Source organism: Nocardioides sp. J9, from assembly GCF_007829375.1.
Classification (GTDB): domain Bacteria; phylum Actinomycetota; class Actinomycetes; order Propionibacteriales; family Nocardioidaceae; genus Nocardioides.
This window is the reverse complement of the sequence record NZ_VLJQ01000103.1, coordinates 6340-27766: the sequence shown is the minus strand read 5'-3', so window position 1 is coordinate 27766 and position 21427 is coordinate 6340. Positions and strand designations below refer to the sequence as shown.

Below are 21427 nucleotides of genomic sequence, written 5' to 3'. Positions count from 1 at the left end.
TCAACCAGCGGCGGAAGGTCGGCGCTGGGGCGCCTCGCACCTCAACCAGCGGCGGAAGGCACGTCGCTGGCGCTCCTCGCACCTCGACCAGCGGCGGCGGGCGGGCCGGGCTCCCGGGGCCGGAGCCGGTGACCCCCGGTCGGTCTCGGGGGTGTGGTTGCGACCTCGCTACGCTGGGCGGGTGACTTTCGAGCCCGGTACCCCTGCTCCCGAGGTCGTTGCTGACGACCACCTCTTCGCCGCCTGGCTGGCCGAGGCCGCCGGCCGGCGCCTGCTCGAGGTGCGGGGTGAGGGACTGGAGGGCAAGGAGCTCAAGGACGCCGGCGACCGTGCCGCGCACGAGCTGCTGATGGAGCTGCTCGCGGCGCACCGCCCCGACGACGCGGTGCTGTCGGAGGAGGCGCTGGAGAGCGCCGAGGACAAGGACGCGCGGCTGACTGCGTCGAAGGTGTGGATCGTCGACCCGCTCGACGGCACCCGCGAGTTCTCCGAGCCGCCGCGCGACGACTGGGCCGTGCACGTCGCCCTCTGGCAGGACGGCCAGCTGGTCGCCGGCGCCGTCGCGCAGCCCGCGCTCGGCGAGACCTTCAACACCGGGCAGCCGCCCGTCGTGCCGCCGCGCACCTCCACGCGGCCGCGCATCGCCGTGTCGCGCACCCGGCCGCCGGCCTTCGTCGAGGCGCTCGCTGCCGAGCTGGACGCCGAGCTGGTGCCCATGGGCTCGGCCGGCGTGAAGATGATGTCCGTCGTGCGCGACGTCGCCGACGCCTACGTCCACGCGGGCGGGCAGTACGAGTGGGACTCCGCCGCCCCGGTCGCGGTCGCCCGGGCCGCCGGCCTGTTCACCTCGCGGGTCGACGGCAGCGAGCTGGTCTACAACCAGGCCGACGTCTACCTGCCCGACGTGATCGTGTGCCGTCCGGAGCTGTCGGAGAAGATCCTCGCCTTCATCGAGGCCAACGGCACCGACTGACGGAGCGGACGTGGCCGAGGAGAGGGAGGAACGGCGTACGCCCGTCGTCGACTGGCAGGCCACCGCGGCCGGTGCCGGCGCGGCGGTCACCGTCGCCGTGCTGCTCTCCACCCTGGGCGCGGCCGGCACGCTGATCGGAGCTGCGCTCGGCAGCGTCATCGCCACCGTCAGCAGCGCGGTCTACAAGCAGGGCATCGAGCGCAGCCGCCGCCGCGTCGCCGAGCTGCAGGCTGCCGCCCTCGCCCGGGACGCCGCGCGAGCGCGCCGGCACGCCGAGAGCGACGAGGTCGACGGGCACCACGACACGAGGCATCTCGACGAGGCCGCGGAGGAGTCGGTGATGGACGACGCGGGTGGGGAGCACTCGCGCTGGTCCGGGCTGCCGTGGCGCCGCATCGCCGTGGCAGCGGTCGTCGTCTTCCTGGTCGCGGTGGTCGTCATCAGCGTCGTCGAGCTGATCGCGGGGCGGAGCGTCTCCAGCATCACCGGGGGCACCGACGGCACGGACCGCACCTCGATCACCGGCGTCGTCGACCGCGAGAAGCGGAAGGACGACAAGCCGAGCAAGCCGCGGCCCGACCGGCCCGCTGACGACGGGACGACCCCGGCACCCGGCGACACCCCGACCCCGACCGGCGCGCCGACGGACTCGACGTCGGGCCCCACGCCGGGCCCCTCGGGCTCGACCGGCACGCCGTCGCCGACCGCGACCGTCACCGAGACCGTCACGCAGACGGTCGACCCGGGTCCCGCCCCGAGCACGCCGCCCCCGGCGACCCCGCCGCCGACACCCTGATAACCGGTTGTGGCCCGCGGGCCCGCTCGGGAGGGTGGGTCCATGACGTCCTACATCTCGCACACCACGATCGACTGCACGAACGCCTACGAGCTCTCCGAGTGGTGGAAGCCGGTGCTCGGGTACGTCGACATCGACGGGGACCCCAACCTCCCCGGACACGAGGAGTGCATGGTCCGCGACCCGCAGACCGGCCACCAGCTGCTCTTCATCGAGGTCCCCGACGCGAAGTCGGTCAAGAACCGCGTGCACCTCGACCTCCGCCCGCGCGAGCGCACCCGCGACGAGGAGGTCGAGTGGCTGCTCGGGTACGGCGCCACGCAGGTCGCCGACCATCGCGGCATCCACGGGCCCGGCTCCGGCTGGGTGGTCCTGGCCGACCCGGAGGGCAACGAGTTCTGCATCCTGCGCTCCGACGCGGAGGTCGCGGCGGCCGACCACTGAACCCCGGTCTCCGGCCCGGGTGGCGGTCAGAAGACGTTGAGCGGGCGGAACTGCACCGAGATCCGCGGGCCGGCCGAGGCGACCTTCGGCACGGCGTGCTCCCAGGTCCGCTGGCAGGAGCCGCCCATGACGACGAGGTCGCCGTGGCCCATCTCGACGGCGAAGGACTCCTCGCGGCGCTCGGGGTCACGCGGGCGCAGGTGCAGCCGGCGCGGGTCGCCGAGGGAGACGATCGCGACCATCGTGTCGTGGATCGAGCCGCGACCGATGGTGTCGCCGTGCCAGGCCACACTGTCGCGGCCGTCGCGGTAGTAGCAGCAGCCGGCGGTGCGGAAGGGCTCGCCGAGCTCGCCGGCGTAGTGGGCGCTGAGGTCCTCCCGGGCGGCGGTGAGCCGTGGGTGGGGCAGCTCCTCGCCGATCATGTAGGTGTAGATGAGCCGCGGCACGTCGACGAGGCGGTCGTACATCGCCCGTCGCTCCGCCCGCCAGGGCACGTCGCGCACCAGCGTGGCGAAGACGTCGTCGGCGTCCGGCAGCCAGTTGCGGGCCACGTCGACCCAGGCGCCGCCGCTGAGGACGCGCCGATCCGGGACGGCCGGCGGGTGGCTGGCCGGGCTGTCGAAGAGGGTGCTCTGGAAGTCCACCGACATGCCACCCAGCGTACGCCGTCGTTCGAACAGGTGTTCGCACGACGCGCGGTACGCGTCCACCCTCGGAAATGAGGTAGCCAGGCGGGCAAAGGATTCCGGGTTCGGCGGACGGTGCGGGTGCCGCTACCTAGCCTGATGAGGTGGCTCCCGAGGGACGTACGGCACGGCGGTCGCTCAAGCACGTGGCGATCCGCGAGTACGTGCGCGGCCTCGTCGCCGACCGGCCGCCGGGCACGCCGGCGCCCTCCGAGCGCGAGCTCGTCGACCAGTTCGGCGTCGCCCGGATGACCGTGCGGCAGGCACTCGACGCGCTGGTGGGGGAGGGCGTGCTCGAGCGCCACCCGGGTCGCGGGACGTTCGTCGCCGTGCCGCGCCGCACCCCCACGGGGGTGCGCGGGCTGACCGAGGACCTCGCCCGGCGCGGCACGGTGCTCGAGACCCGGACCCTGGCCGCCGGCGCGGAGCCGGCCGAGCCCGAGATGGCCGCGGCGTTCCGGGTGCAGCCCGGCGACGCGATGGTGCACTGGGTGCGCCTGCGGGTCGCCGAGGGCCGCCCGTTCGGGTGGTCGGAGACGTGGCTGCCGGCTGTGGTCGCCGGCGACCTGCTGGACCACCTCCCCACCAGCCTGTACGACGCCCTGGAGGCTCGCGGTTCCCGCCCGACCTGGTGCGACGACTCGGTCGCGGCGGGCGTCGCCACGGACCGTGAGGCCGCGCTGCTCGAGGTCCCACCGGGCAGCGCAGTGCTCCGCTTCACCCGCCGGGCGATGCGCGAGGAGACGGTGGTCGAGATGACCCGCTCGGTGCTGCGCGGGGACGCCTACACGCTGCACCTGCAGCTGCGAGCCTGACCGGGATCCAGCCGCCCGGGTGCCACTCGGAGGCGGGCTCAGGCGCCGGCGAGCCCGCCCAGCGGCGCGACTGCCTCGCCGGTCTCCTCGCACACCCATCGCGGGTCCGGCCCGCCGAGGTCGGGGTCGACGTGCAGCGCGTGCACCGGCCCCTCGGCGCAGCGCGAGCACACCGGCCACAACCCGTTGCGCTGGTCGCGGCCGAACTCGTCGGCGAGCGCGTCCTGCAGGTCCTGGGCGATCAGCCCGGCGATGTAGGGCGCACCCTCGGCCCACTGCTCGAGCCACCAGCGCCGCTCCGAGCAGGCCTCGTCGAGCAGGCTCACGGACGCCGGTGTGTCGAGCCCCCGGGCGGCCAGGTCGGCCAGCACCTGGGCCCGCGCCACGAAGATCACGCTGTCGTCCACACGCCCCATTGTGCGCACCCGGCCAACCCCGCCGGTGCCCGGTCGGAGCATGCCGCGACGGGCGCCGTCGGCGTCAGCCACCCTCCGCGGGCGGCAGCTTCTCCAGCTCCCGCGCGAGGTTCGCCCGGGCGGGCTCCTCCCAGGTGGTCAGGCCGTGCGCGGTGTGGAAGAGCCGCGGCTTGGCCGCGAGCTGGCGCAGCACGTCGCCGCGGCCGGCGGCGAACACCTCGTCGGGCAGGTGCGCGTACTCCTTGCGGACCGCCGCGACGTACTGGTCGTAGCGCTCCGCGCCCGAGGCCAGGATCGCGAGGTCGGCGTCGGACAGCGCGCACCCGTTCCCGTCCTCAGGCTCGGGCCGGTGGTGCTCGGTGAGCCGCACCAGCCGGGCCACCTCGGCGACGGTCGCCTCGTCCACGAGCGGCGCGAGCGCGTGCTCGGCCCACACGGCCGAGCGTTCCTCGGCGTCCCGCTCGCCGTCGTAGACGGCGTCGTGGAACCACGCAGCCAGCTGCACCGGCACCCGGTCGTAGCGGGCCCCGGCCTCCTCCAGCTCGTCGAGGCGACGCAGCACCTCGCGCAGGTGGTCGACGCCGTGGTGCCCGCGGGCAGGGTCGGCGTAGGCCGCGAGGACCTCGTCGCGCAGGGAGTCCGCGCCGGTCAGCGGCCAGGGCAGGTCGGGATGGTCGTCCTCCATCCGGACATTCAAACCGACCGCCCCGGCCGCTGTCACCGAGGGGTCCCGACCACCGATCAGTCGCCCTTGACGTTCACGATCTGGCGCAGCGTGTGCCGGACCTCGACCAGGTCGGCGGCGTCGGCCATGACCTGGTCGATGTCCTTGTACGCCGCCGGGATCTCGTCGATGAACGCGTCGGTGTCGCGGTACTCGATCCCGGTCATCGCCTCCCGCAGCTGCTCCCGGGTGAAGGTGCGCCGTGCCCTCGACCGGGAGTACTCCCGCCCGGCGCCGTGCGGTGCCGAGTTGAGCGCCACCGGGTTGCCCAGCCCGCTGACGACGTACGACGCCGTCCCCATCGAGCCCGGGATGAGTCCCATCCGGCCGCGCTCGGCGTTGATCGCGCCCTTGCGGGAGAGCCACACGTCCTTGCCGAAGTGGTGCTCCTGCTCGGTGTAGTTGTGGTGGCAGTTGACCTCGTCGGTCCGCTCCACCTCGTCGGCCGAGCCGAGGCCGACCCACTCCGCGAACTGGCGGACCACCCGGTCCATCATCTCCTCGCGGTTGAGCAGCGCGTAGCGCTGCGCCCACCGCATCTCCCGGATGTAGGCCCAGAACTCGTCGGTGCCCTCCGAGAGGTAGGCGAGGTCCTTGTCGGGCAGGTCGATCCACCACCTCTCGCACAGGTCGCGGGCGACCTTGATGTGCTTCTGCGCGATCTTGTTGCCCACGCCCCGCGAGCCGGAGTGCAGGAACAGCCACACCCGCTGCTCCTCGTCGACGGTGACCTCGATGAAGTGGTTGCCCGACCCGAGCGTCCCCAGCTGCAGCTCCCAGGCCTTCGCGTAGCGGCCGGGCTCGAAGCCGGCCTGCTCCGCGGCCGCCGTGAGCTCCTCGAGGCGGCGCTCGGTGTGCTCGCGGGAGACCTTCCGGTTCGCGGCGCCGGCGGAGAGCGGGACGGCCCGCTCGATGGCCTCGCGCAGCGGCCGCCGGTCGGCCGGCAGCTCGGGGAGGGAGAGCTGGGTGCGCACCGCGATCATGCCGCAGCCGATGTCGACCCCGACCGCGGCCGGGATGATCGCGCCGAGGGTCGGGATGACCGACCCCACCGTCGCGCCCAGGCCCATTATCTGGACAAGCCGGGCCGCCGGGAGGCGTCCCTGACCTGTCGGTGGGGACCCGTAACGTCCGGCTCGGGCCGGTCGTCGACCGGCGCGTTGAGAGGCTCAGGAGGTGGTCGGTGCCAGTGACGAAGGTCCGGCGGGTGAGCGGTCGAGTCGGATACGAGTTCGCGGATGACGCCGGTGAGGAGGTCCTCCTGGTGTCGGAATTCCTGCGGTACCTGGAGAACGGCGGAAAGTCACCCAACACGATCAAGGCGTACGCCCACGACCTGCAATACCTGGTCCGCTTCTGTGAGCGTGAGGGAATCACCTTCGATCAGTTCCGTCCTCGCCACAGCGTCGCATTCCTCGAATATCTGCGAACTGACGCGACGCGGGCAGCGCGTGGGATTGCGAAACCGGGCGCGCGGCGTCCGGTCCGTCTGGACGACTCGTCGGTATCGAGGGCGTTCTCGACGGTCTCGTCGTTCTACGAGTTCCTCATCGTCTCGGAGATGTTCGAAGCGGAGAACCCGGTGCTGGTTACGGAAGGTTCCTCCAAGGGAGCGAAGGGGCGCAAGCCCGCCCTTGGGGGATCGTCGCGGCAGAAGCCGATCCGACGGCGGATCCGCGTCCGCTCGACGCAGCGGGTGCCCCGGCCGATGGCACGCGAGGACGTGGAGAAGTTCCTCGCGAGCCTCACGACCCTGCGCGACCGAGCGATCTTCCTCCTGTGCGTCAATGGCGGACTCCGTCCCGCCGAGGCGCTCACACTGCGTCTGTCGGACATCCAGTACGGCCAGCGTCGCGTGATCATCCGCTTCGTGGACGAAGACCCACGCGGTCTTCGGACGAAGTCGAGGGTCGAGCGAATCATCGACCTCCACGACCCGTACACCCTGCCCGCGCTCAGCGCGTACGTCATGCACGAGCGACCGCATGGAGCGACGACCGATCTGGTGTTCCTCCTCGGGCGCAACGGCAAGCGTCGGCTGGAGCCGGTTTCCTATGACGCGATCAACCGTCTGTTCGCCCGACGACTGGCGGCACTCGGGCTGAGGACGCCGTGGACGACGCCGCACGCACTCAGGCACACGCACGCGACGGAACTGTTCGAGAACGGGATGCGCGACATGACGCTTCAGAAGCGCCTCGGCCACGCCTCCACGGAGAGCACCAAGATCTACACCCACGTCAGCGACAAGACGGTGCGGGACGACTACCAGGCCGCCCTTCAGGCGATGCAGGAGAAGGAGCACCGTGGCGACGACCCAGCGCACTGACGTACGCAGGCGACGTGCAGGGCAAAGCGCGACGACCGCCCACGCCACAGAGGAGGAGTACGGCAAGGTCATCCGCCCCCTCTTCAAGTCCGAGGACGCGTTCGAGAACGCGATCCGCCGCTATCGGGCATTCGTCGGCCGCTACCCGACGATGGACGACTGGCTCCCCCCCCCCCCCCCCCACCGGAGTCAAAACTTAAATTTCGGCTCTCAATGGCGCATCGAGGGCCGCGCACCTTCCGGAATGACGAACGCTGTCGCCTATCAGGCGCGGCAGTACATCCAGTTCATGGCACTGAGCGGACGCGCTCAGTTGCCGTGGGACTACCTGCTGATGCTTGATCTGCGCGGGGTCGGCGAAATGGCACGGGCGCTCGGCCACGGCTGGTTTGTCGATCACGTCGAGGACATCGTGACGCAGGCGGCCAGTCTTGACTGGTCGCGCAAAGCGGCCAGCGCGGCAATCGGCTTCTGCTTGCCCAGGTTCGCCCTGCGACATGGCGATGTAGGGGTTGTGAAGCGACTGACGTCCCAGGACTTCGCGCGTCTGCGCGGAGAGGTTGCGGAGGTCTACGCGACGGTCAATCCCATGTGCAATGTCCGGTGGCAGGAGCGAGACCGCCGCTTGGGGCAGGGGGCTCGTTCGGCGGCGTTCGCGTGCTGGGCGATCCATCACCAACTGGGGCTCGTCCTCGATGGCCCGAAGCAGACACGGCAGGGTGACCAGCGGGCGATTGTGCCTACCGTCGCGGAAGGGATCCAGGCCGGTGTCGATGCCTGGCAGAACTGGGATGCCGCCCGTGGAACCCCGAAGAAGTCCCTCGCCAACCACGACCTCTACATCCGGTACTTCCTCGCGTTCGTCGAGGACAAGCACCCCGAACTGGAGCGGCTGGATCAACTGAAGCGGCATCACGTCGTCGGCTACATCGAGTGGCTGCGCGCCCGACCGACCGTGAGGGGCGATGGCTTCCTGAGCGCGGAGACACGCAACTCGGCGCTGTCCTCACTGGCCGCGATGCTGGCAGCGCTGCGCGATGAGGAGTTGGGGCCAGCCCCGGTGCGCACGCTCGTTCACAGCAACGACTACGCCAAGGTCGGCAAACGCCTCCCACGCAACATCCCCAAGCAGGAACTCGACGCAGTCGTCACCGCGATGCGACAACTCGCCGACCCGTATCAGCGCTGCGCCCTCCTGGTCGCCCGATGGAGCGGCGCGCGGCGCGACGAGATCGCCCGTCTGGAGATCGACTGCCTCGACACCTACGACGACGGCACATACCGCCTGCGCATCCCGGCTGGGAAGACGAACAAGGAGCGCTCGATCCCGCTCGCTGACGAGGCCGCCGAGGCGATCCAAGCCGTCCAGATGCTGAGGGGTGGAGACAGGGACCTCGGCACAGTCGACCCGCGCACCCAACGGCGGGTGAGGTTCCTCTTCATGCGGCGCGGTCGACGCTTGTCGCACGGGTTCCTCTTCGACGCTGCCCTGCAGGAGTGTTGCGAGCAGGCAGGGCTCATCAAGGTCGACGGCAGGGGCAAGGTCATCACGGCTCACCGCTTCCGGCACACACTTGGGACGAACCTCGTCGAGCAGGGTGCGCGCTGGCGCACCATCATGGCGATCCTCGGCCACGAAACCTCGGACATGACCATGACCTACGCCCAGGTCAGCGACCCCGAGGTGAAGGCTGATTACGAGAAGGTCGTCAGCAACGGCACCGCGATCGCAGGCCCGGCTGCCGAGTCCATCCTGACCAACCGGCTGCCCCAGCGAGAGTTGGACTGGCTCAAGACCAACTTCTTCAAGACCGAACTGGAACTCGGTGCCTGCGTCCGCCTGCCTGAGGAAGGGCCGTGCGAGTGTGAACTCTTCTTCGTGTGCAGCAAGTTCTTCACCACCAAGGAGCACGCACCGCGACTACGCCGCCGCTGGGAGCGGGAGCAGTGGCTGATCGAGGATGCCCAGGTCCGGGGCTGGCCGCGCGAGGTGGAGCGGCACCGTGCCACTCAGAAGCGCATCGAGGACCTGTTGCGCGACCTGGGCGAGCCTGTCGACGAAGCCGAGTAATTCGGCTCCACGCGGCCCGGCCACTGCGAGAATCCCGCCATGGACCCCGTCGTCATCCTCGGCACTCGTGCGCACGGCCTCACGGTGCTCGACTTGAAGCGAACCGGGGCTGCGCCGCCGGACGAAGCGCTGGTCGAGGTGACGAGCGATGGCCTGTCGGCGGCGACCTGGGTCTATGAGTACCCAGACTTCGCCCGCTTCGTTGCCTTCCTGACAGACATGGAGCGCGATTGGCGGGGCTGGGATGGCGCGCGCGACTGGGCCAACCTGGAAGGCCAACTGGCGATCACCGCCGAGCACACCGGCGCGCACGTGACGTTCAGGGTCACCATGGAGCGGTTCGTCGACTGGGAGGTGCGCGCCGACCTCACGGTCGGGCCTGGCGAGGACATCACCAACGCAGTGCTCGCGGCCAAGTCGCTCTTCGCTTGACGACCCGTGACGCGACATCGCCCCTGACGTCGAGGCGTCTGGCCGGGTGCTACCCGGCGTCGCGGCCGAACCAGCGCTTCCGCTTCGTCCGCTTCTCGGGTTCCGGAGACATGTGCGGCAGCGCGAACTCCAACGCCAACGCCTTGGTCTGGCCGTCATCGAAATCGACCCAGACCGAGGGCACGTCCTTGTATGTCGCCACGCGTCCGACCGTTCCTGAGCCAAATGTGTCGTGAAGGACGCGTGCACCTTCGACCATCCAGGCGGGCGGTTCGACGCTGAGGTCTGGTTCCCATTCGGGCATGCGCTGAGTATGGGCTATGCGAGGAAGTCCTCGACGTTGCGGACGACCGCTGCGTAGGCGCCGTCGACGTCGTTGAACTCGGGACAGAGGTCCACCGCTTCGCCGTCCATCACCATCAGGACGTCGGCCCAGCCGCCGGTCCAGACGACGACCTCCATCTCGTCGTCCGGGTCGAGCGACAGTCGGATCCCCAACGACTCGGGCACCTCGACGACCGTGCGGTCCGTGACGATCGGCTGGGGCCATGAGGCTTTCTCGTCGCGCCACGTCAGCGGCCCCACTGTCGCCTGCTTCCGCCACGGCTCCATCGTCGAGTCAAGGCGTGAGGCGAGTTCATCCAGGTCGATCAGGTGCTCCACGTGTCACATCCTGCCGCGTAGGTCACGCACCGGTCAGCATCAGACGGGACGCCAGTCGTGGGCTGCATCCCGCTCGGGGCGCTTGGCAGCCACGCCGTTCTCGTCGAGCGCATTGAAGACATGGAGGTCACCGCAATCGGTCGCCAGCCAGAGACCCGCTGTGAGCCAGGCGGCGCTCTTGTCCTCGGGGTCGTCGACGTTCTGAGTCTCAAAGAGATAGGTCGTAGCCCGAACGTCAGTGACGATCCCGCCGACCACGGACATCAAGTCATCATGAGCATCCCGTCGCCATTCGAGCGGCCAATCCACCCAGGCGCGCGGAGTAGTGCTGAGGTCAATCGTGTTCCACGTGAGCGAGAGATCGTCAAACTTCTCCCAGCAGACTTCCAATTGGGTGCCGTCGTCGAAGCGCATAACGACGGGTAGGTCCGCAAACCAGTCGTCGCCGACAATCCACACGGTCCACGCTTCGATTAGTCGATGGCCGACCAGCGCGCGAAGTCGTGCGGAATGGCGATCAATCTGCTCGTCAGCCGACCGGAAGTCTGGCCGCCAGCCCGACACCTTCGGATCCTTGGCAGTCACTTGGGCACCCTCCCACACCCGCCGGGATCAGGTCCTTCAGGTGATCGCCGTAGACACCATGGACGTGTGCCTACGGGTTCCTCGCTCGCTGTCAGCCACGTGCTTGCATCTTGTCCAGATAACATCTAGGTGGGCGTCGGGCATCAGCGCGAGGTGGGGGTGGATGAACGGCATGCTGGCCGTCGTCACCGCCTGGTCGCGGGTGCCCTGCTCGAGGATCGAAGCCCAGCTGAGGAGCTTCGGGGTGATCTTCTCCATCGATGGTTCCTGTGTCGTTGCCCAACGCGTGCCGAGGACCCGCCGGGTGCGGGCCGACGGACGAGGCTAGGGACCGGGAAATGCGTTGCACATTCCATTTCCCGGGCGCTACCCACGCAACGCCAGGCGCATCCACACGTCGTCCGGACCGCCGCGCTCGTCGGGGCTGCGGTGGGTCTCGACGAACCCGTGGCCCTCGTAGAACCGGCGGGCCTGCTCGTGCCCGGCCATGTAGGCCAGGCGCACCTCGCGCGCCCGCGCGCCCGGGCCCGCGAGCACGGCGGAGAGCAGCGCGGACCCGGTGCCGCGCCGCTGCCGGTTGGGTACGACGTACAGCTTCCAGATCGTGAGCACGCCGTCGTCGAGGGAGCACATCACCATGCCGGTGACCTCGCCGCCCGACTCCGCGACCAGCACCATCCCGGCCTCGACCGCGCGGGCGACGTCGTCGGGCGCCCACAGCTCCGTCAGCCCGCGCTCGACGTACTCCTCCCCGGCGAGGGCGGTGTAGGCGGCCGGCCACGTCGCGTGGCCGACCGCCACGACCGCGTCCACGTCGGCGGCGGAGGCCGGGCGGACGACGACGGTCATCGGGTCCTCACACCACCGGGACGTTGGCCAGTGCCTCGGCGAGGGCCTCGTCGGAGAGCGGGTCGTCCTCGAGGTTGCCGGACAGGTAGGTCGCGTAGGCGCCCAGCTCCAGCAGCCCGTGCCCGGAGAGGCCGACGACGATGACCGGCTCGGCGCCGGTCTCCGCGGCGGCGAGCGCCTCGCGACGCACCTGTGCGAGCGCGTGCGACGACTCGGGCGCCGGGACGACGCCCTGGGTGCGGGCGAACTCGACGGCGGCGTCGAAGCATTCGTTCTGGTGCAGCGCGACGGCGTCGATGTAGCCCTGCTCGACTGCGTGCGAGACCAGCGGCGCCATGCCGTGGTAGCGCAGGCCGCCGGCGTGGATCGGCGACGGGACGAAGTCGTGGCCCAGCGTGTGCATCTTCATGAGGGGTGTCAGGCCGGCGGTGTCGCCGAAGTCGTAGCGGTACTCGCCGCGCGTCAGCGTCGGGCACGAGCTCGGCTCCACCGCGAGGATCCGCGGGTCCTGGTTGCCCGCCAGCTTCTCGCGCAGGAACGGAAACGACAGGCCCGCGAAGTTCGAGCCGCCGCCCGCACAGCCGACCACGAGGTCGGCGCCGGGCTCGCCGGCCTTGGCCAGCTGGCGCAGTGCCTCCTCGCCGATCACGGTCTGGTGCAGCAGCACGTGGTTGAGCACCGAGCCGAGCGCGTACTTCGCGCCCGGGTCCTGCGCGGCGACCTCGACGGCCTCGGAGATCGCGATGCCGAGCGAGCCGGGGTGGTCCTCGGCGAACGCCCTGCCGGCCTCGGTGAGCCGGCTGGGGGAGCGGTGCACCGTGCCGCCGAAGACCTCGATCAGCGTGCGCCGCTGCGGCTTCGTGTCGTACGACGCCCCCACCTGCCACACCTCGCACTCGACGCCGAACAGCGCGGCGGCGTACGACAGCGCGGTGCCCCACTGGCCGGCGCCGGTCTCGGTCGTGAGCCGGGTGATGCCGTTGAGCTGGTTGTAGTAGACCTGCGGGACCGCGGTGTTGACCTTGTGCGAGCCGGCGGGGGAGACGCCCTCGTACTTGTAGTAGATCCGCGCGGACGTGCCGAGGTGCTGCTCCCAGCGCCGGGCGCGGTGGAGCGGGCTCGGGCGGTACTGCCGGTAGACGTCGAGGACCGGCTCGGGGATCTCGACGTAGCGCTCGGCGCTCACCTCCTGGGCGATGAGCTCCGGCGGGAAGAGCGGCGCGAGGTCGTCGGGGCCGACCGGCTCGCGGGTGCCGGGGTGCAGCGGCGGGGGCGGCGGGACGGGCAGGTCCGCGACGACGTTGTACCAGTGCGTCGGCTGCTCGTCCGGCTCGAGGGAGTACATCACCTGGTCGCTCATGGGGCGCCCTCTCGGTCTTCGGTTGGCGGCGGGGGGTGGTCCGGATCGTAGGGCAGGATGGAGCCCGTGAGTGCTGACGACGCCCGGGCCGAGCTCCACCGACTCCGGTCGAGCATCGACAACCTCGACGCCGCCCTCGTGCACCTGCTGGCCGAGCGGTTCAAGTGCACCGAGCAGGTCGGCCGGCTGAAGGCCCGCGCCGGAATGCCGCCCGCCGACCCGGCCCGCGAGGCGGTCCAGATCGCGCGGCTGCGGTCGATGGCGGAGAGCTCCGGCCTCGACCCGCACTTCGCGGAGAAGATCCTCAACGTGATCATCGCCGAGGTCATCCGCAACCACGAGCAGTTCGCCGAGGACGAGTCCGGGGCCTGAGCGCCTTCAGCCGGAGGTACGGCGGATCGCGAGGACGGTCGTGTCGTCGTCGCGGTTGCCCGGCACGGAGTCGACCAGCGCGGACGACCAGGGGGCGGTGCCGCCGGCACGCGGACCGGGCTCTCCCGAGCGGCGGAGGTCCTCGACGCTCTCGACCAGGTCGCGCCCGCGGCGCTCGATCAGGCCGTCGGTGAACAGCAGCAGGGTCGCCCCGGGCGCCAGGGTCGCGGTGGTCGCGACGGCGCCGCCCATGCCCACGCCGAGCAGGGCTCGGTGGTCCCCCTCCAGCACGCGGGCCGGCCCGTCGCCGTACAGCAGGGGCGCGGGGTGGCCGGCGTTGACGATCTCCAGCTCCCCGGTCGCGGGATCGACCACGACGACGATCGCCGAGGCGACCTGGTCGCCCATCAGCGTCGCCATCATGCGGTCGAGCAGGTCGAGGCTCGCGGTGGCCGGGGTGCCGGCGAAGAGGTGCGCACGCAGCGCCGTGCGGATCTGCGTCATCGCAGCGACCGCCGCCACGCCGTGCCCCGCGACGTCACCGACGGCGAACGCGACCCGGCCGTCGTCGAGGTCGAGGGTGTCCCACCAGTCGCCGCCGAGCTGGTACTCACTGGCCGGCAGGTAGGTGGCGGCCACCTCGAGTCCCCGGTGCTCGGCGACGAGGTCGGTGACGACGCTGCGCTGCAGCGACTCCGCAACGGCGATCTGCTCCCGCGACCGGTGCAGCAGCAGGGTGGATGCCTGCGTGCGCAGGGAGTTGGCCAGCTCGAGGTCGGAGGGGGACCACGGCAGGCTGTGCCCGCGGACGACCTCGCGCCACTTGTCGAAGGACTTGCGCGGGGAGAGCCGGACCTCCGACCCCTCGGTGGCGTAGAGCTTGGCGTTGCTGGGGTCGCCACCCCAGTTGACCTCCTGCTCCTGCTCGGGGCGGAACCAGGCGAGCCAGCGGTCGTCGGCGGTGCCGACCACCAGGGCCCCGGCCGCCAGCCGGGCGTGCCCGGCCAGGTCCGGGTCGAGGTCGGCCAGGTGGTCGTGCGCCGCCGCCTCGCCGTCGGGGCGGCGGACCAGCTCCGCGATCCGGCGGCAGGTCTCCGGTGGCGGCACGTTCCCGGCGCTGGTGATCTGGTCGTCGAAGCACAGCGCGACGCCGTGCGCACCCACGAGCTGGCGCACGGCCGGCTCGCTCACGAGGACCTCGAGCAGCCGGTCACCCGCGCCGAGCAGCGCTGCGTTGGCCTTGCTGAGCACCTCCTGGCCGGCCAGGGCGCGCTCCCGCTCGTCGCTGCGCTCGCGCTCGGCCATCATCCTGGAGGAGATCTGGCCGAGGTACTCGGCCGCGGCGCGGGCCTCGTGGTCCGGGCGGTGCGGCCCCGAGTAGTGGTGGCACGCGATGAGGCCCCACAGCTGGCCGTCGACGACCAGCGAGACCGACATGGAGGCGGTCACGCCCATGTTGGTGAGGTACTCGACGTGGATCGGGGACACGCTGCGCAGGGTGGAGCCGGACAGGTCCAGCGGCTGCCCGGTCCCCGGGTCCAGCACGGGGTGCAGCGGCACCGGCCGGTAGCCCAGGTCGGCGATCAGCCGCAGCCAGTTGGTCGTGTAGAGGCGGCGCGCCTGCGCGGGGATGTCGGTGGCGGGGTAGTGCAGCCCGAGGAACGGGTTCAGGTCCTCGCGCCGGTCCTCCGCGATGACCTCCCCGTTCCAGTCGGCGTCGAACCGGTAGACCATCACCCGGTCGAAGCCGGTGACGGCACGGACCTCCTCGGCCAGGCGTGCGGCCAGCTCGGAGACGGTGCCGGCGGCGACCAGGCGGGCCATCGCGGCGCGCGCCGAGGAGTAGGTGAGCCCCCGACGGTCGGCGAGCGGCTCGAGCTCGACGACGACCCGGTCGGCGGACAGGTGCACCGCGACGTCGACCTCGCGGCCGCGCAGGCTGCCCAGCCCGTCCGGGTCCGCCGGGGCCGGGCGCACCTGCGCGACGAGCGGCTCGTGCCCCTCCTGCTCAGCGCGGGCCATGGCCTCGACGGTGAGCTCGGACCCGAGCAGCGCGCGCAGGTCCTGCCCGAGGGCGTCGGCCGCGCTCACGCCCAGCAGGTCTGCCACGTTCTCCGAGGCGGTGACGACCAGGCCGGTGGCGTGGTCGACGGCGAGCAGGCAGCCGTGCGGCTGGATGGCCCCCGGGATGTGGATCGGCTCGGTGTCGCAGGTCGTGAGGTCGGCGGTCTGGTACGCCGGGGTGTGGGCGGACGGCGGCACGCCGCTGGAATCCACCTGGCTCACTGCGTCCCCGATCCGCGTCGTGTGGCGGGCCTCGTCCCGCCAGCCCTTCGCAGGAGGCTAGTGGAAGTCACGGCCGTTGGCCCCCATCCCGGGGACCTCGCGTGGCCACGGCCCGGCGCGGCCGGGCCAGCGGAGGTCGCGATCAGGAGGTGATGTCCTCGGCGTCGACGATCCGGTAGGCGTAGCCCTGCTCGGCGAGGAAGCGCTGGCGGTTCTGGGCGAACTCCGCGTCGACGGTGTCGCGGGAGACGATCGTGTAGAAGTGCGCGACCTTGCGCTCGCCGTCCGGGCCGGGGTCGCCGGGGCGGAGCAGGCGGCCGAGGCGCTGGGCCTCCTCCTGCCGCGAGCCGAACGACCCGGACACCTGGATCGCGACCTCGGCCGAGGGCAGGTCGATGGAGAAGTTCGCGACCTTGGAGACGACCAGCAGGCCTATCTCGCCGGAGCGGAAGCCGTCGAAGAGCCGCTGCCGCTCCTTGACGGGCGTCTGGCCGGTGATGACCGGGGCGCCGAGCGCCGTGGCGAGCTCGTCGAGCTGCTCGAGGTACTGCCCGATCACCAGCGTCGGCTGCCCGGCGTGCCGGTCGACGAGGTCGCGCACGACCCGCACCTTCTCCGGTGTGCAGGCCGCGAGCCGGTAGCGCTCCTCGGGGTCGGAGGTCGCGTAGACCATCCGCGAGGCGTCGGGCAGCGAGACCCGCACCTCGATGCAGTCGGCCGGCGCGATCCAGCCCTGCGCCTCGATGTCCTTCCACGGGGCGTCGTACCGCTTCGGGCCGATGAGCGAGAAGACGTCGCCCTCGCGTCCGTCCTCGCGCACCAGCGTCGCGGTCAGGCCGAGCCGGCGGCGCGCCTGCAGGTCGGCGGTCATCCGGAAGATCGGCGCGGGCAGCAGGTGCACCTCGTCGTAGACGATGAGGCCCCAGTCGCGGGCGTCGAAGAGCTCGAGGTGCGGGTAGACGCCCTTCCGCTTCGTCGTCACGACCTGGTAGGTCGCGATGGTGACCGGGCGGACCTCCTTGACGGTGCCGGAGTACTCGCCGATCTCCTCCTCCGTCAGGGAGGTACGACGGATCAGCTCGTCCTTCCACTGGCGGGCGCTCACGGTGTTGGTCACCAGGATCAGCGTCGTCGCCTGCGCCTCGGCCATCGCGGCCGCCCCGACGATCGTCTTGCCCGCCCCGCAGGGCAGGACCACGACCCCGGAGCCGCCGTGCCAGAAGGACTCGGCCGCCTCGGCCTGGTAGGCACGCAGGGACCAGCCGTCCTCGGCCAGCGCGATCGGGTGGGCCTCGCCGTCGACGTACCCGGCGTAGTCCTCGGCCGGCCATCCGATCTTCAGCAGGGCCTGCTTGAGGTTGCCGCGCTCCGAGGAGTGTACGGCGACGGTGTCGTCGTCGATGCGGGCCCCGAGCATGCCGGCGACCTTCTTCGCGCGCAGCACCTCCTCCAGCACCGGCCGGTCGGTGGTCGAGAGGACCAGGCCGTGGGTGGGGTGCTTCTCCAGGCGCAGCCGCCCGTAGCGCGACATCGTCTCCGCGACGTCGACCAGCAGCGCGTGCGGCACGGGGTAGCGCGACCAGGTGAGCAGGGTGTCGACGACCTGCTCGGCGTCGTGCCCGGCGGCGCGGGCGTTCCACAGTCCCAGCGGGGTGAGCCGGTAGGTGTGGATGTGCTCGGGGGACCGCTCGAGCTCGGCGAAGGGGGCGATCGCCTTGCGGCACTCGGCGGCCTGCTCGTGGTCGACCTCCAGCAGGAGGGACTTGTCGGACTGCACGATGAGGGGTCCGTCGGTCACCGAACGAGTCTACGTTCTGCCCGGTCAGCCCCCGACGGGCAGCACGCGGTTGATCCGGTGGACCGCGTAGTGCCGCTCGGCGTCCGGGTCGTCCGGGTCGGCGTCGCTGTCGCGGGCGACCAGCTGGCCGCCGTCGACGGAGAGGGGCAGCACCGACCGCTCGGCGATGACGCCCTGGTTGTCGGTGAACCCGATGACCACGACGCCGCGGCGCTCGATCGCGTCGCGCAGCGCGGAGAGCACCCCGCCGCCGGGGGCGGACGCGGACGCCGGGCGGGAGCGTGCGTCCGCGTCGCCGTCGCGGACGCTGCGGACCGCGGACGCGACCTGCGCGGCCTGCCGGGCGGCGACGCGACCGGGCTCCGCGGAGTCGCGGGTGCGGGGCGTGCGGGCGCGCAGGCCCTCGCTGGCGCCGACCCGCACCGTGCCGTCCGGCCCCTCCACCACCGGCGCGGACCCGAGCTCCCGCAGGCGAGGGAGGAGGACGTCCAGCGGCAGCGACGAGATGAGGACGGTCGGCGCGAGGCGCTGCAGGCCGAGCCCGGCCGCCCGCGGGTGGTTGACCAGCTCGGCGAGGGCGACCTCGTCGTCGGAGCGGATGAACGACGTCGCGGCGCCGACGCGCAGCCGGCCGAAGCTGCGGGCCACGTCCTCGACCAGGTAGGTCAGCGGCTGGGGGACCGGGGTGCGCGAGGCCGCGAGCACGAACGCGTGCACCTCGGCCGTGGTCCACCCGGAGTCGAGCGCCCGGCGCACGGAGTCGGCCGAGAAGCGGTAGACGGTGGCGCCGCCGTGGGACTCGACGTCGGCGACCTGCTGCAGCCGGCGCGCGAGGTCCGGCTCGAGCAGCCCGGGCGCGACGGCGGTCAGGTCGGCCTGGAGCAGCACGTGGTCGACGGGCGGCGGCAGCAGCGCGGCCAGCACCGGTGTCGGGTCGTCGCCGGCGACCAGCGCCCGGGCGTACGGCGCGAGCACGTCCGCGCCGGTCAGGCCGAGCACCGCCGCCTCGGCGACGGCCCACGCGACCAGGTCGGGCCGGGTGCGCGGGCGCCGCGGCCGGTCCCAGGCGACCCGGTCGACCAGGGACGGCAGCCCGGTGCCGGACGCCAGGCCCTCGCCCTCGGGGAGGCCGGCGAGGGTGGCGAGCACCATCTGCTTGGCCTCCGGCATGCCGTGGGCGGCCAGCTCGGGGGTGAGCGCGTTCCACGGCTTCTGGTCCGGTCCGCGCTCGCCGACCAGCGACGGCAGTCGCGGGCTGGCCAGCCMCGCCTGCGCCAGCACGGTCCACTGCTCGGCGGGCGGCAGGTCGCGCCAGCGGTCGAACTCGTCGGTCGGCACCCACACCTGGTTGCCGTCGGCGTCGGCGCGGCTGCCGAGCAGGCCGGCCTCGGCCGCGACCTCGACGACCAGCGCCGCCTCCGGCTCGGCGACCTGCAGGTGCGCGGCCGCGGCGCGCAGCTCGCGCACGCCGAGCCCGGTGGTGCGCAGGGCGGCCGCGGGGCGGTGACCCCACCACTCGAGCAGGGTCGTGGTGCGCCGCACGACGTCGGTCGCGGCGCCGACCGCCGCGCTGGCCGACAGGCGCGGGGAGCGCGGCTCGGACGCGACCGGCGGGGGCACGTCGACCGGCGTGGTTGTGGTCCGGCCGCCGCGCAGGGCCAGCCCGACCTCTCCCGGCACCGCGAGCAGGCCGGGCTGCAGCGAGCCGGCCGGCACGAGCAGCCGGTGCGCGATGAGCAGCTCGGCGGGTGTCTCGGCGTCCTCCGGGCGCAGCCCGATCCGCGCCGAGCCGGCCTTCGCGGTGCTGCCGTTGTCGACGACGTGGTCGAGCAGCGCGCGGGCCGGTCCCGGCAGCGACTCGACGACGGCGAGCAGCTCGTCAGGCGGGCGTGGGTCGGCCGAGCGCGGGCGCAACCCGCTCACGCCGGCGTCCGGACCGCCGACCAGCGCGTCCGCCACGACGCTCAGCGGTCGCAGCCCCTCCGGCGACTCCCAGGCCAGGGCGAGGTCCACCAGTCGTCGTACCGCCGCGACGGTGATGCCGGGGTCGGCGTGGACGATCTCCACCAGCTCGATCTCGGTGGTTTGGCCCGCGACGACGAGGGCATCAAGCACGAAGAGCTCGCCTCGGGTGAGGTTGTCGAGTGCGCGTGCGATCGAGTTCCTGACCGCGGCGCGCGACGCGAGCTGGCTGAAGTCGTGAGGGGCAGGGGTGGCGAGGTCGGGACGATCCGTGAGCAGCCGGACCAGGCGCTCGTCGGGCCACGACCGCAGCTGGTCGGCCAGCGACCTGTGCCCGCTCCGCTCCTCTCCCACGGGGGCCAAACTACCGAGCGCCCCGGCAGCGACGGCGGCTGTCCCCGCATGAGCGCGCCACGACGCTCCGAGGTGCAGCACGTCGAGCTGCAGCACGGCGCCGCCACCGACGTCGGCCGGGTCCGCAAGGCCAACGAGGACGCCTGGCTCGCCGACCCGCCCGTCTTCGTCGTGGCCGACGGCATGGGCGGGCACGACCGCGGCGACGTCGCCAGCGCGATCGTGGTCGAGGAGTTCGCCCGCCTGGCCAGCGACGGCTACGACGCCGAGCGCGGTGCCGAGGCCGTCGCGGCGACGCTCGAGGCCGTCCAGGAGCGGATCCTCGCCTTCGACGCCGAGCAGCGCGCCGGCGGCGCCGCCGCCGACTTCTCCGCCGGCACCACCGCCGTCGTCGCCCTCCTCGTCGACTCCGCCTCCGGCCCGGTGTGGTTGCTGGCCAACGTCGGCGACTCCCGCGCCTACCGGTTCACCGACGGCGAGCTCGAGCAGGTCTCGGTCGACCACAGCCTCGTGCAGGAGCTCGTCGACACCGGCCAGATCACCCGTGACGACGCGGCCGTGCACCCGAGCCGCAACGTCATCACCCGCGCCCTCGGCGGCGCCGGCCTGCCCGGCGGCGTGAGCGGCGAGGCCGACTACTTCCTGCTGCCCCTCGTCGCCGCCGAGCGGTTGCTGCTGTGCTCGGACGGCGTGAGCGGGATGATCGACGACGACCGGATCGCCGCCATCCTCGCCTCCTGCGACGACCCGCGCGACGCGGCCGAGCAGGTCGTTGCGGCAGCGGTCGCCGCCGGTGGTCACGACAACGCAACGGCCGTCGTGGTCGATGTGGTGGGATTGGTCCGCACGGAGCCGTACGACGCGGACGCGCAGCGGCTGAGCCTGGAGCAGAAGTTGGGAGCCCTCCCATGAGCGAGACCGCCACCGGCGCGAGCGGCGCCTGGTCCTACCGTCCCGGCGACTGGTTCGCCGTGTTCGGTGCGAACGCGACCGTCCTCCTGCCCACGTCGCAGAAGGACCAGGTCGTCTCGTTGTGGGCCCTCGTCGACGGCGGGGCCGGGTTCGACGAGGTGCTCGACGGCCTGCTGGCCTCCGGCCTGAGCCGGATCCCGGGTTTCGTCCTGGTCAGCTCCGACGACGGCCCGACCCGGGTCCTGCTGCGCGGCCAGGGCGTCACCGCCACCCTCGTCACCGACGGCGAGACGGTCGACCTCGACGGCGCCGCCAGCCACACCTGGGTCGAGCGCTCGGTCGACCACGTCACCGCCCTGTCCGTGACCCTGCCCGTCGAGGGTGAGGACGTCGCCGAGGGCGACCTCCCGATCGTGACCGGCCTGGTCCGGGTCAGCCGCGTCGACCGCCCGGCCGTCGCCGCCCCGACATCGGCCGCGCCGGCCCCGGCGGTCGAGCCCGCCGCCGAGGAGCCGTCCGGACAGCTGGACGCGCCGGTCGTCGTACCCGTGGCGGAGGAGCCGGCCGTCAAAGCCGCGGACGAACCCGCCCAGGACCCGC

23 protein-coding genes are annotated in these 21427 nt (G+C 72.2%); 10 read left to right on the top strand and 13 right to left on the bottom strand.

Going from position 1 to position 21427, the window contains the following annotated elements; all coding sequences use genetic code 11:
- The first annotated feature begins 181 nt into the window (after positions 1–181).
- The 3 genes from L615_RS17925 to L615_RS17915 are packed head-to-tail and all read left to right on the top strand — an operon-like array spanning position 182 to position 2213.
- Positions 182–973, top strand: coding sequence for a 3'(2'),5'-bisphosphate nucleotidase CysQ (locus tag L615_RS17925; RefSeq protein WP_051485485.1), 792 nt, complete (start codon positions 182–184; stop codon positions 971–973).
- Between the two features lie 10 nt (positions 974–983).
- Complete coding sequence (locus L615_RS17920) at positions 984–1769, top strand: hypothetical protein (RefSeq protein ID WP_028654618.1); 786 nt, start codon at positions 984–986, stop codon at positions 1767–1769.
- 42 nt (positions 1770–1811) lie between these two features.
- A complete protein-coding gene (locus L615_RS17915; RefSeq protein WP_145725974.1) occupies positions 1812–2213 on the top strand; it encodes a VOC family protein in 402 nt (133 codons plus the stop codon).
- Positions 2214–2239: 26 nt separating this feature from the next.
- On the opposite strand, the gene L615_RS17910 is transcribed toward L615_RS17915, so the two are convergent.
- On the bottom strand, positions 2240–2863 hold the full coding sequence (locus L615_RS17910; protein ID WP_145725972.1) for an alpha-ketoglutarate-dependent dioxygenase AlkB: 624 nt from the start codon (positions 2861–2863) through the stop codon (positions 2240–2242).
- Between the two features lie 140 nt (positions 2864–3003).
- Between L615_RS17910 and L615_RS17905 the strand changes: the two genes are divergently transcribed.
- Entirely contained in the window at positions 3004–3714 is a 711-nt protein-coding gene (locus tag L615_RS17905) for a GntR family transcriptional regulator (protein WP_145725970.1), read from the top strand.
- A gap of 38 nt (positions 3715–3752) precedes the next feature.
- Here L615_RS17905 and L615_RS17900 read toward each other — a convergent pair whose 3' ends face one another.
- From L615_RS17900 to L615_RS17890, 3 genes are all read right to left on the bottom strand, one after another.
- Entirely contained in the window at positions 3753–4130 is a 378-nt protein-coding gene (locus L615_RS17900; RefSeq protein WP_145725968.1) for a hypothetical protein, read from the bottom strand.
- Positions 4131–4194: 64 nt separating this feature from the next.
- Positions 4195–4815, bottom strand: a complete 621-nt coding sequence (locus L615_RS23490) for a hypothetical protein (protein ID WP_186449920.1) — start codon at positions 4813–4815, stop codon at positions 4195–4197.
- A gap of 56 nt (positions 4816–4871) precedes the next feature.
- On the bottom strand, positions 4872–5924 hold the full coding sequence (locus tag L615_RS17890) for an RtcB family protein (protein ID WP_145725965.1): 1053 nt from the start codon (positions 5922–5924) through the stop codon (positions 4872–4874).
- A gap of 113 nt (positions 5925–6037) precedes the next feature.
- Between L615_RS17890 and L615_RS17885 the strand changes: the two genes are divergently transcribed.
- From L615_RS17885 to L615_RS17875, 3 genes are read left to right on the top strand one after another with little or no spacing between them, the layout of a single operon-like run.
- A complete protein-coding gene (locus L615_RS17885) occupies positions 6038–7183 on the top strand; it encodes a tyrosine-type recombinase/integrase (RefSeq protein WP_222430605.1) in 1146 nt (381 codons plus the stop codon).
- The gene (locus L615_RS17880; protein ID WP_145725964.1) at positions 7161–9254 is read left to right on the top strand and encodes a tyrosine-type recombinase/integrase; all 2094 of its coding nucleotides are present in this window, start codon (positions 7161–7163) and stop codon (positions 9252–9254) included. Before L615_RS17885 ends, L615_RS17880 begins: the two co-directional genes overlap by 23 nt.
- Before the next feature lie 39 nt (positions 9255–9293).
- A complete protein-coding gene (locus tag L615_RS17875) occupies positions 9294–9686 on the top strand; it encodes a DUF6228 family protein (protein WP_145725962.1) in 393 nt (130 codons plus the stop codon).
- A gap of 49 nt (positions 9687–9735) precedes the next feature.
- On the opposite strand, the gene L615_RS17870 is transcribed toward L615_RS17875, so the two are convergent.
- The 6 genes from L615_RS17870 to L615_RS17845 all read right to left on the bottom strand — a co-directional run bounded on the left by L615_RS17870 (position 9736) and on the right by L615_RS17845 (position 13143).
- Positions 9736–9990: a hypothetical protein gene (locus L615_RS17870; protein ID WP_145725960.1), complete on the bottom strand. Its 255-nt coding sequence runs from the start codon at positions 9988–9990 to the stop codon at positions 9736–9738.
- A 14-nt stretch (positions 9991–10004) separates the two neighbouring features.
- Positions 10005–10349: a hypothetical protein gene (locus tag L615_RS17865; RefSeq protein WP_145725959.1), complete on the bottom strand. Its 345-nt coding sequence runs from the start codon at positions 10347–10349 to the stop codon at positions 10005–10007.
- Between the two features lie 39 nt (positions 10350–10388).
- Positions 10389–10934: a hypothetical protein gene (locus tag L615_RS17860; protein ID WP_145725958.1), complete on the bottom strand. Its 546-nt coding sequence runs from the start codon at positions 10932–10934 to the stop codon at positions 10389–10391.
- Between the two features lie 36 nt (positions 10935–10970).
- Positions 10971–11192, bottom strand: a complete 222-nt coding sequence (locus tag L615_RS23865; protein ID WP_222430604.1) for an RtcB family protein — start codon at positions 11190–11192, stop codon at positions 10971–10973.
- Between the two features lie 108 nt (positions 11193–11300).
- A complete protein-coding gene (locus L615_RS17850; RefSeq protein WP_145725956.1) occupies positions 11301–11783 on the bottom strand; it encodes a GNAT family N-acetyltransferase in 483 nt (160 codons plus the stop codon).
- Between the two features lie 7 nt (positions 11784–11790).
- Positions 11791–13143 carry a TrpB-like pyridoxal phosphate-dependent enzyme gene (locus tag L615_RS17845; RefSeq protein WP_145725954.1) on the bottom strand — a complete coding sequence of 451 codons (1353 nt, stop codon included), beginning with the start codon at positions 13141–13143 and terminating at the stop codon, positions 11791–11793.
- Between the two features lie 57 nt (positions 13144–13200).
- On the opposite strand from L615_RS17845, the gene L615_RS17840 reads away from it, so the two are divergent.
- On the top strand, positions 13201–13515 hold the full coding sequence (locus L615_RS17840) for a chorismate mutase (RefSeq protein WP_036516914.1): 315 nt from the start codon (positions 13201–13203) through the stop codon (positions 13513–13515).
- A gap of 6 nt (positions 13516–13521) precedes the next feature.
- Here the strand turns inward: L615_RS17840 and L615_RS17835 are convergent, their stop codons facing one another.
- From L615_RS17835 to L615_RS17825, 3 genes are all read right to left on the bottom strand, one after another.
- Positions 13522–15801, bottom strand: a complete 2280-nt coding sequence (locus L615_RS17835) for a SpoIIE family protein phosphatase (RefSeq protein ID WP_145725952.1) — start codon at positions 15799–15801, stop codon at positions 13522–13524.
- A gap of 142 nt (positions 15802–15943) precedes the next feature.
- A complete protein-coding gene (locus L615_RS17830; RefSeq protein WP_145725951.1) occupies positions 15944–17599 on the bottom strand; it encodes a DNA repair helicase XPB in 1656 nt (551 codons plus the stop codon).
- A 24-nt stretch (positions 17600–17623) separates the two neighbouring features.
- Positions 17624–19915, bottom strand: a complete 2292-nt coding sequence (locus L615_RS17825) for a helicase-associated domain-containing protein (RefSeq protein WP_145725949.1) — start codon at positions 19913–19915, stop codon at positions 17624–17626.
- A gap of 48 nt (positions 19916–19963) precedes the next feature.
- Between L615_RS17825 and L615_RS17820 the strand changes: the two genes are divergently transcribed.
- The gene (locus L615_RS17820) at positions 19964–20827 is read left to right on the top strand and encodes a PP2C family serine/threonine-protein phosphatase (protein ID WP_036516912.1); all 864 of its coding nucleotides are present in this window, start codon (positions 19964–19966) and stop codon (positions 20825–20827) included.
- On the top strand, positions 20824–21427 hold a 604-nt coding region (locus tag L615_RS23485), incomplete at its 3' end, for a hypothetical protein (RefSeq protein WP_222430603.1). The genes L615_RS17820 and L615_RS23485, both read left to right, overlap by 4 nt.

What these genes read in the sequence shown, in the direction of transcription:
- L615_RS17915 (WP_145725974.1), top strand. Translation starts at nt 1,812, where the DNA reads ATGACGTCCTACATCTCGCACACCACGATCGACTGCACGAACGCCTAC.
- L615_RS17910 (WP_145725972.1), bottom strand. Translation starts at nt 2,863, where the DNA reads ATGTCGGTGGACTTCCAGAGCACCCTCTTCGACAGCCCGGCCAGCCAC.
- L615_RS17900 (WP_145725968.1), bottom strand. Translation starts at nt 4,130, where the DNA reads ATGGGGCGTGTGGACGACAGCGTGATCTTCGTGGCGCGGGCCCAGGTG.
- L615_RS23490 (WP_186449920.1), bottom strand. Translation starts at nt 4,815, where the DNA reads ATGGAGGACGACCATCCCGACCTGCCCTGGCCGCTGACCGGCGCGGAC.
- L615_RS17890 (WP_145725965.1), bottom strand. Translation starts at nt 5,924, where the DNA reads ATGGGCCTGGGCGCGACGGTGGGGTCGGTCATCCCGACCCTCGGCGCG.
- L615_RS17875 (WP_145725962.1), top strand. Translation starts at nt 9,294, where the DNA reads ATGGACCCCGTCGTCATCCTCGGCACTCGTGCGCACGGCCTCACGGTG.
- L615_RS17870 (WP_145725960.1), bottom strand. Translation starts at nt 9,990, where the DNA reads ATGCCCGAATGGGAACCAGACCTCAGCGTCGAACCGCCCGCCTGGATG.
- L615_RS23865 (WP_222430604.1), bottom strand. Translation starts at nt 11,192, where the DNA reads ATGGAGAAGATCACCCCGAAGCTCCTCAGCTGGGCTTCGATCCTCGAG.
- L615_RS17850 (WP_145725956.1), bottom strand. Translation starts at nt 11,783, where the DNA reads ATGACCGTCGTCGTCCGCCCGGCCTCCGCCGCCGACGTGGACGCGGTC.
- L615_RS17845 (WP_145725954.1), bottom strand. Translation starts at nt 13,143, where the DNA reads ATGAGCGACCAGGTGATGTACTCCCTCGAGCCGGACGAGCAGCCGACG.
- L615_RS17840 (WP_036516914.1), top strand. Translation starts at nt 13,201, where the DNA reads ATGGAGCCCGTGAGTGCTGACGACGCCCGGGCCGAGCTCCACCGACTC.
- L615_RS17820 (WP_036516912.1), top strand. Translation starts at nt 19,964, where the DNA reads ATGAGCGCGCCACGACGCTCCGAGGTGCAGCACGTCGAGCTGCAGCAC.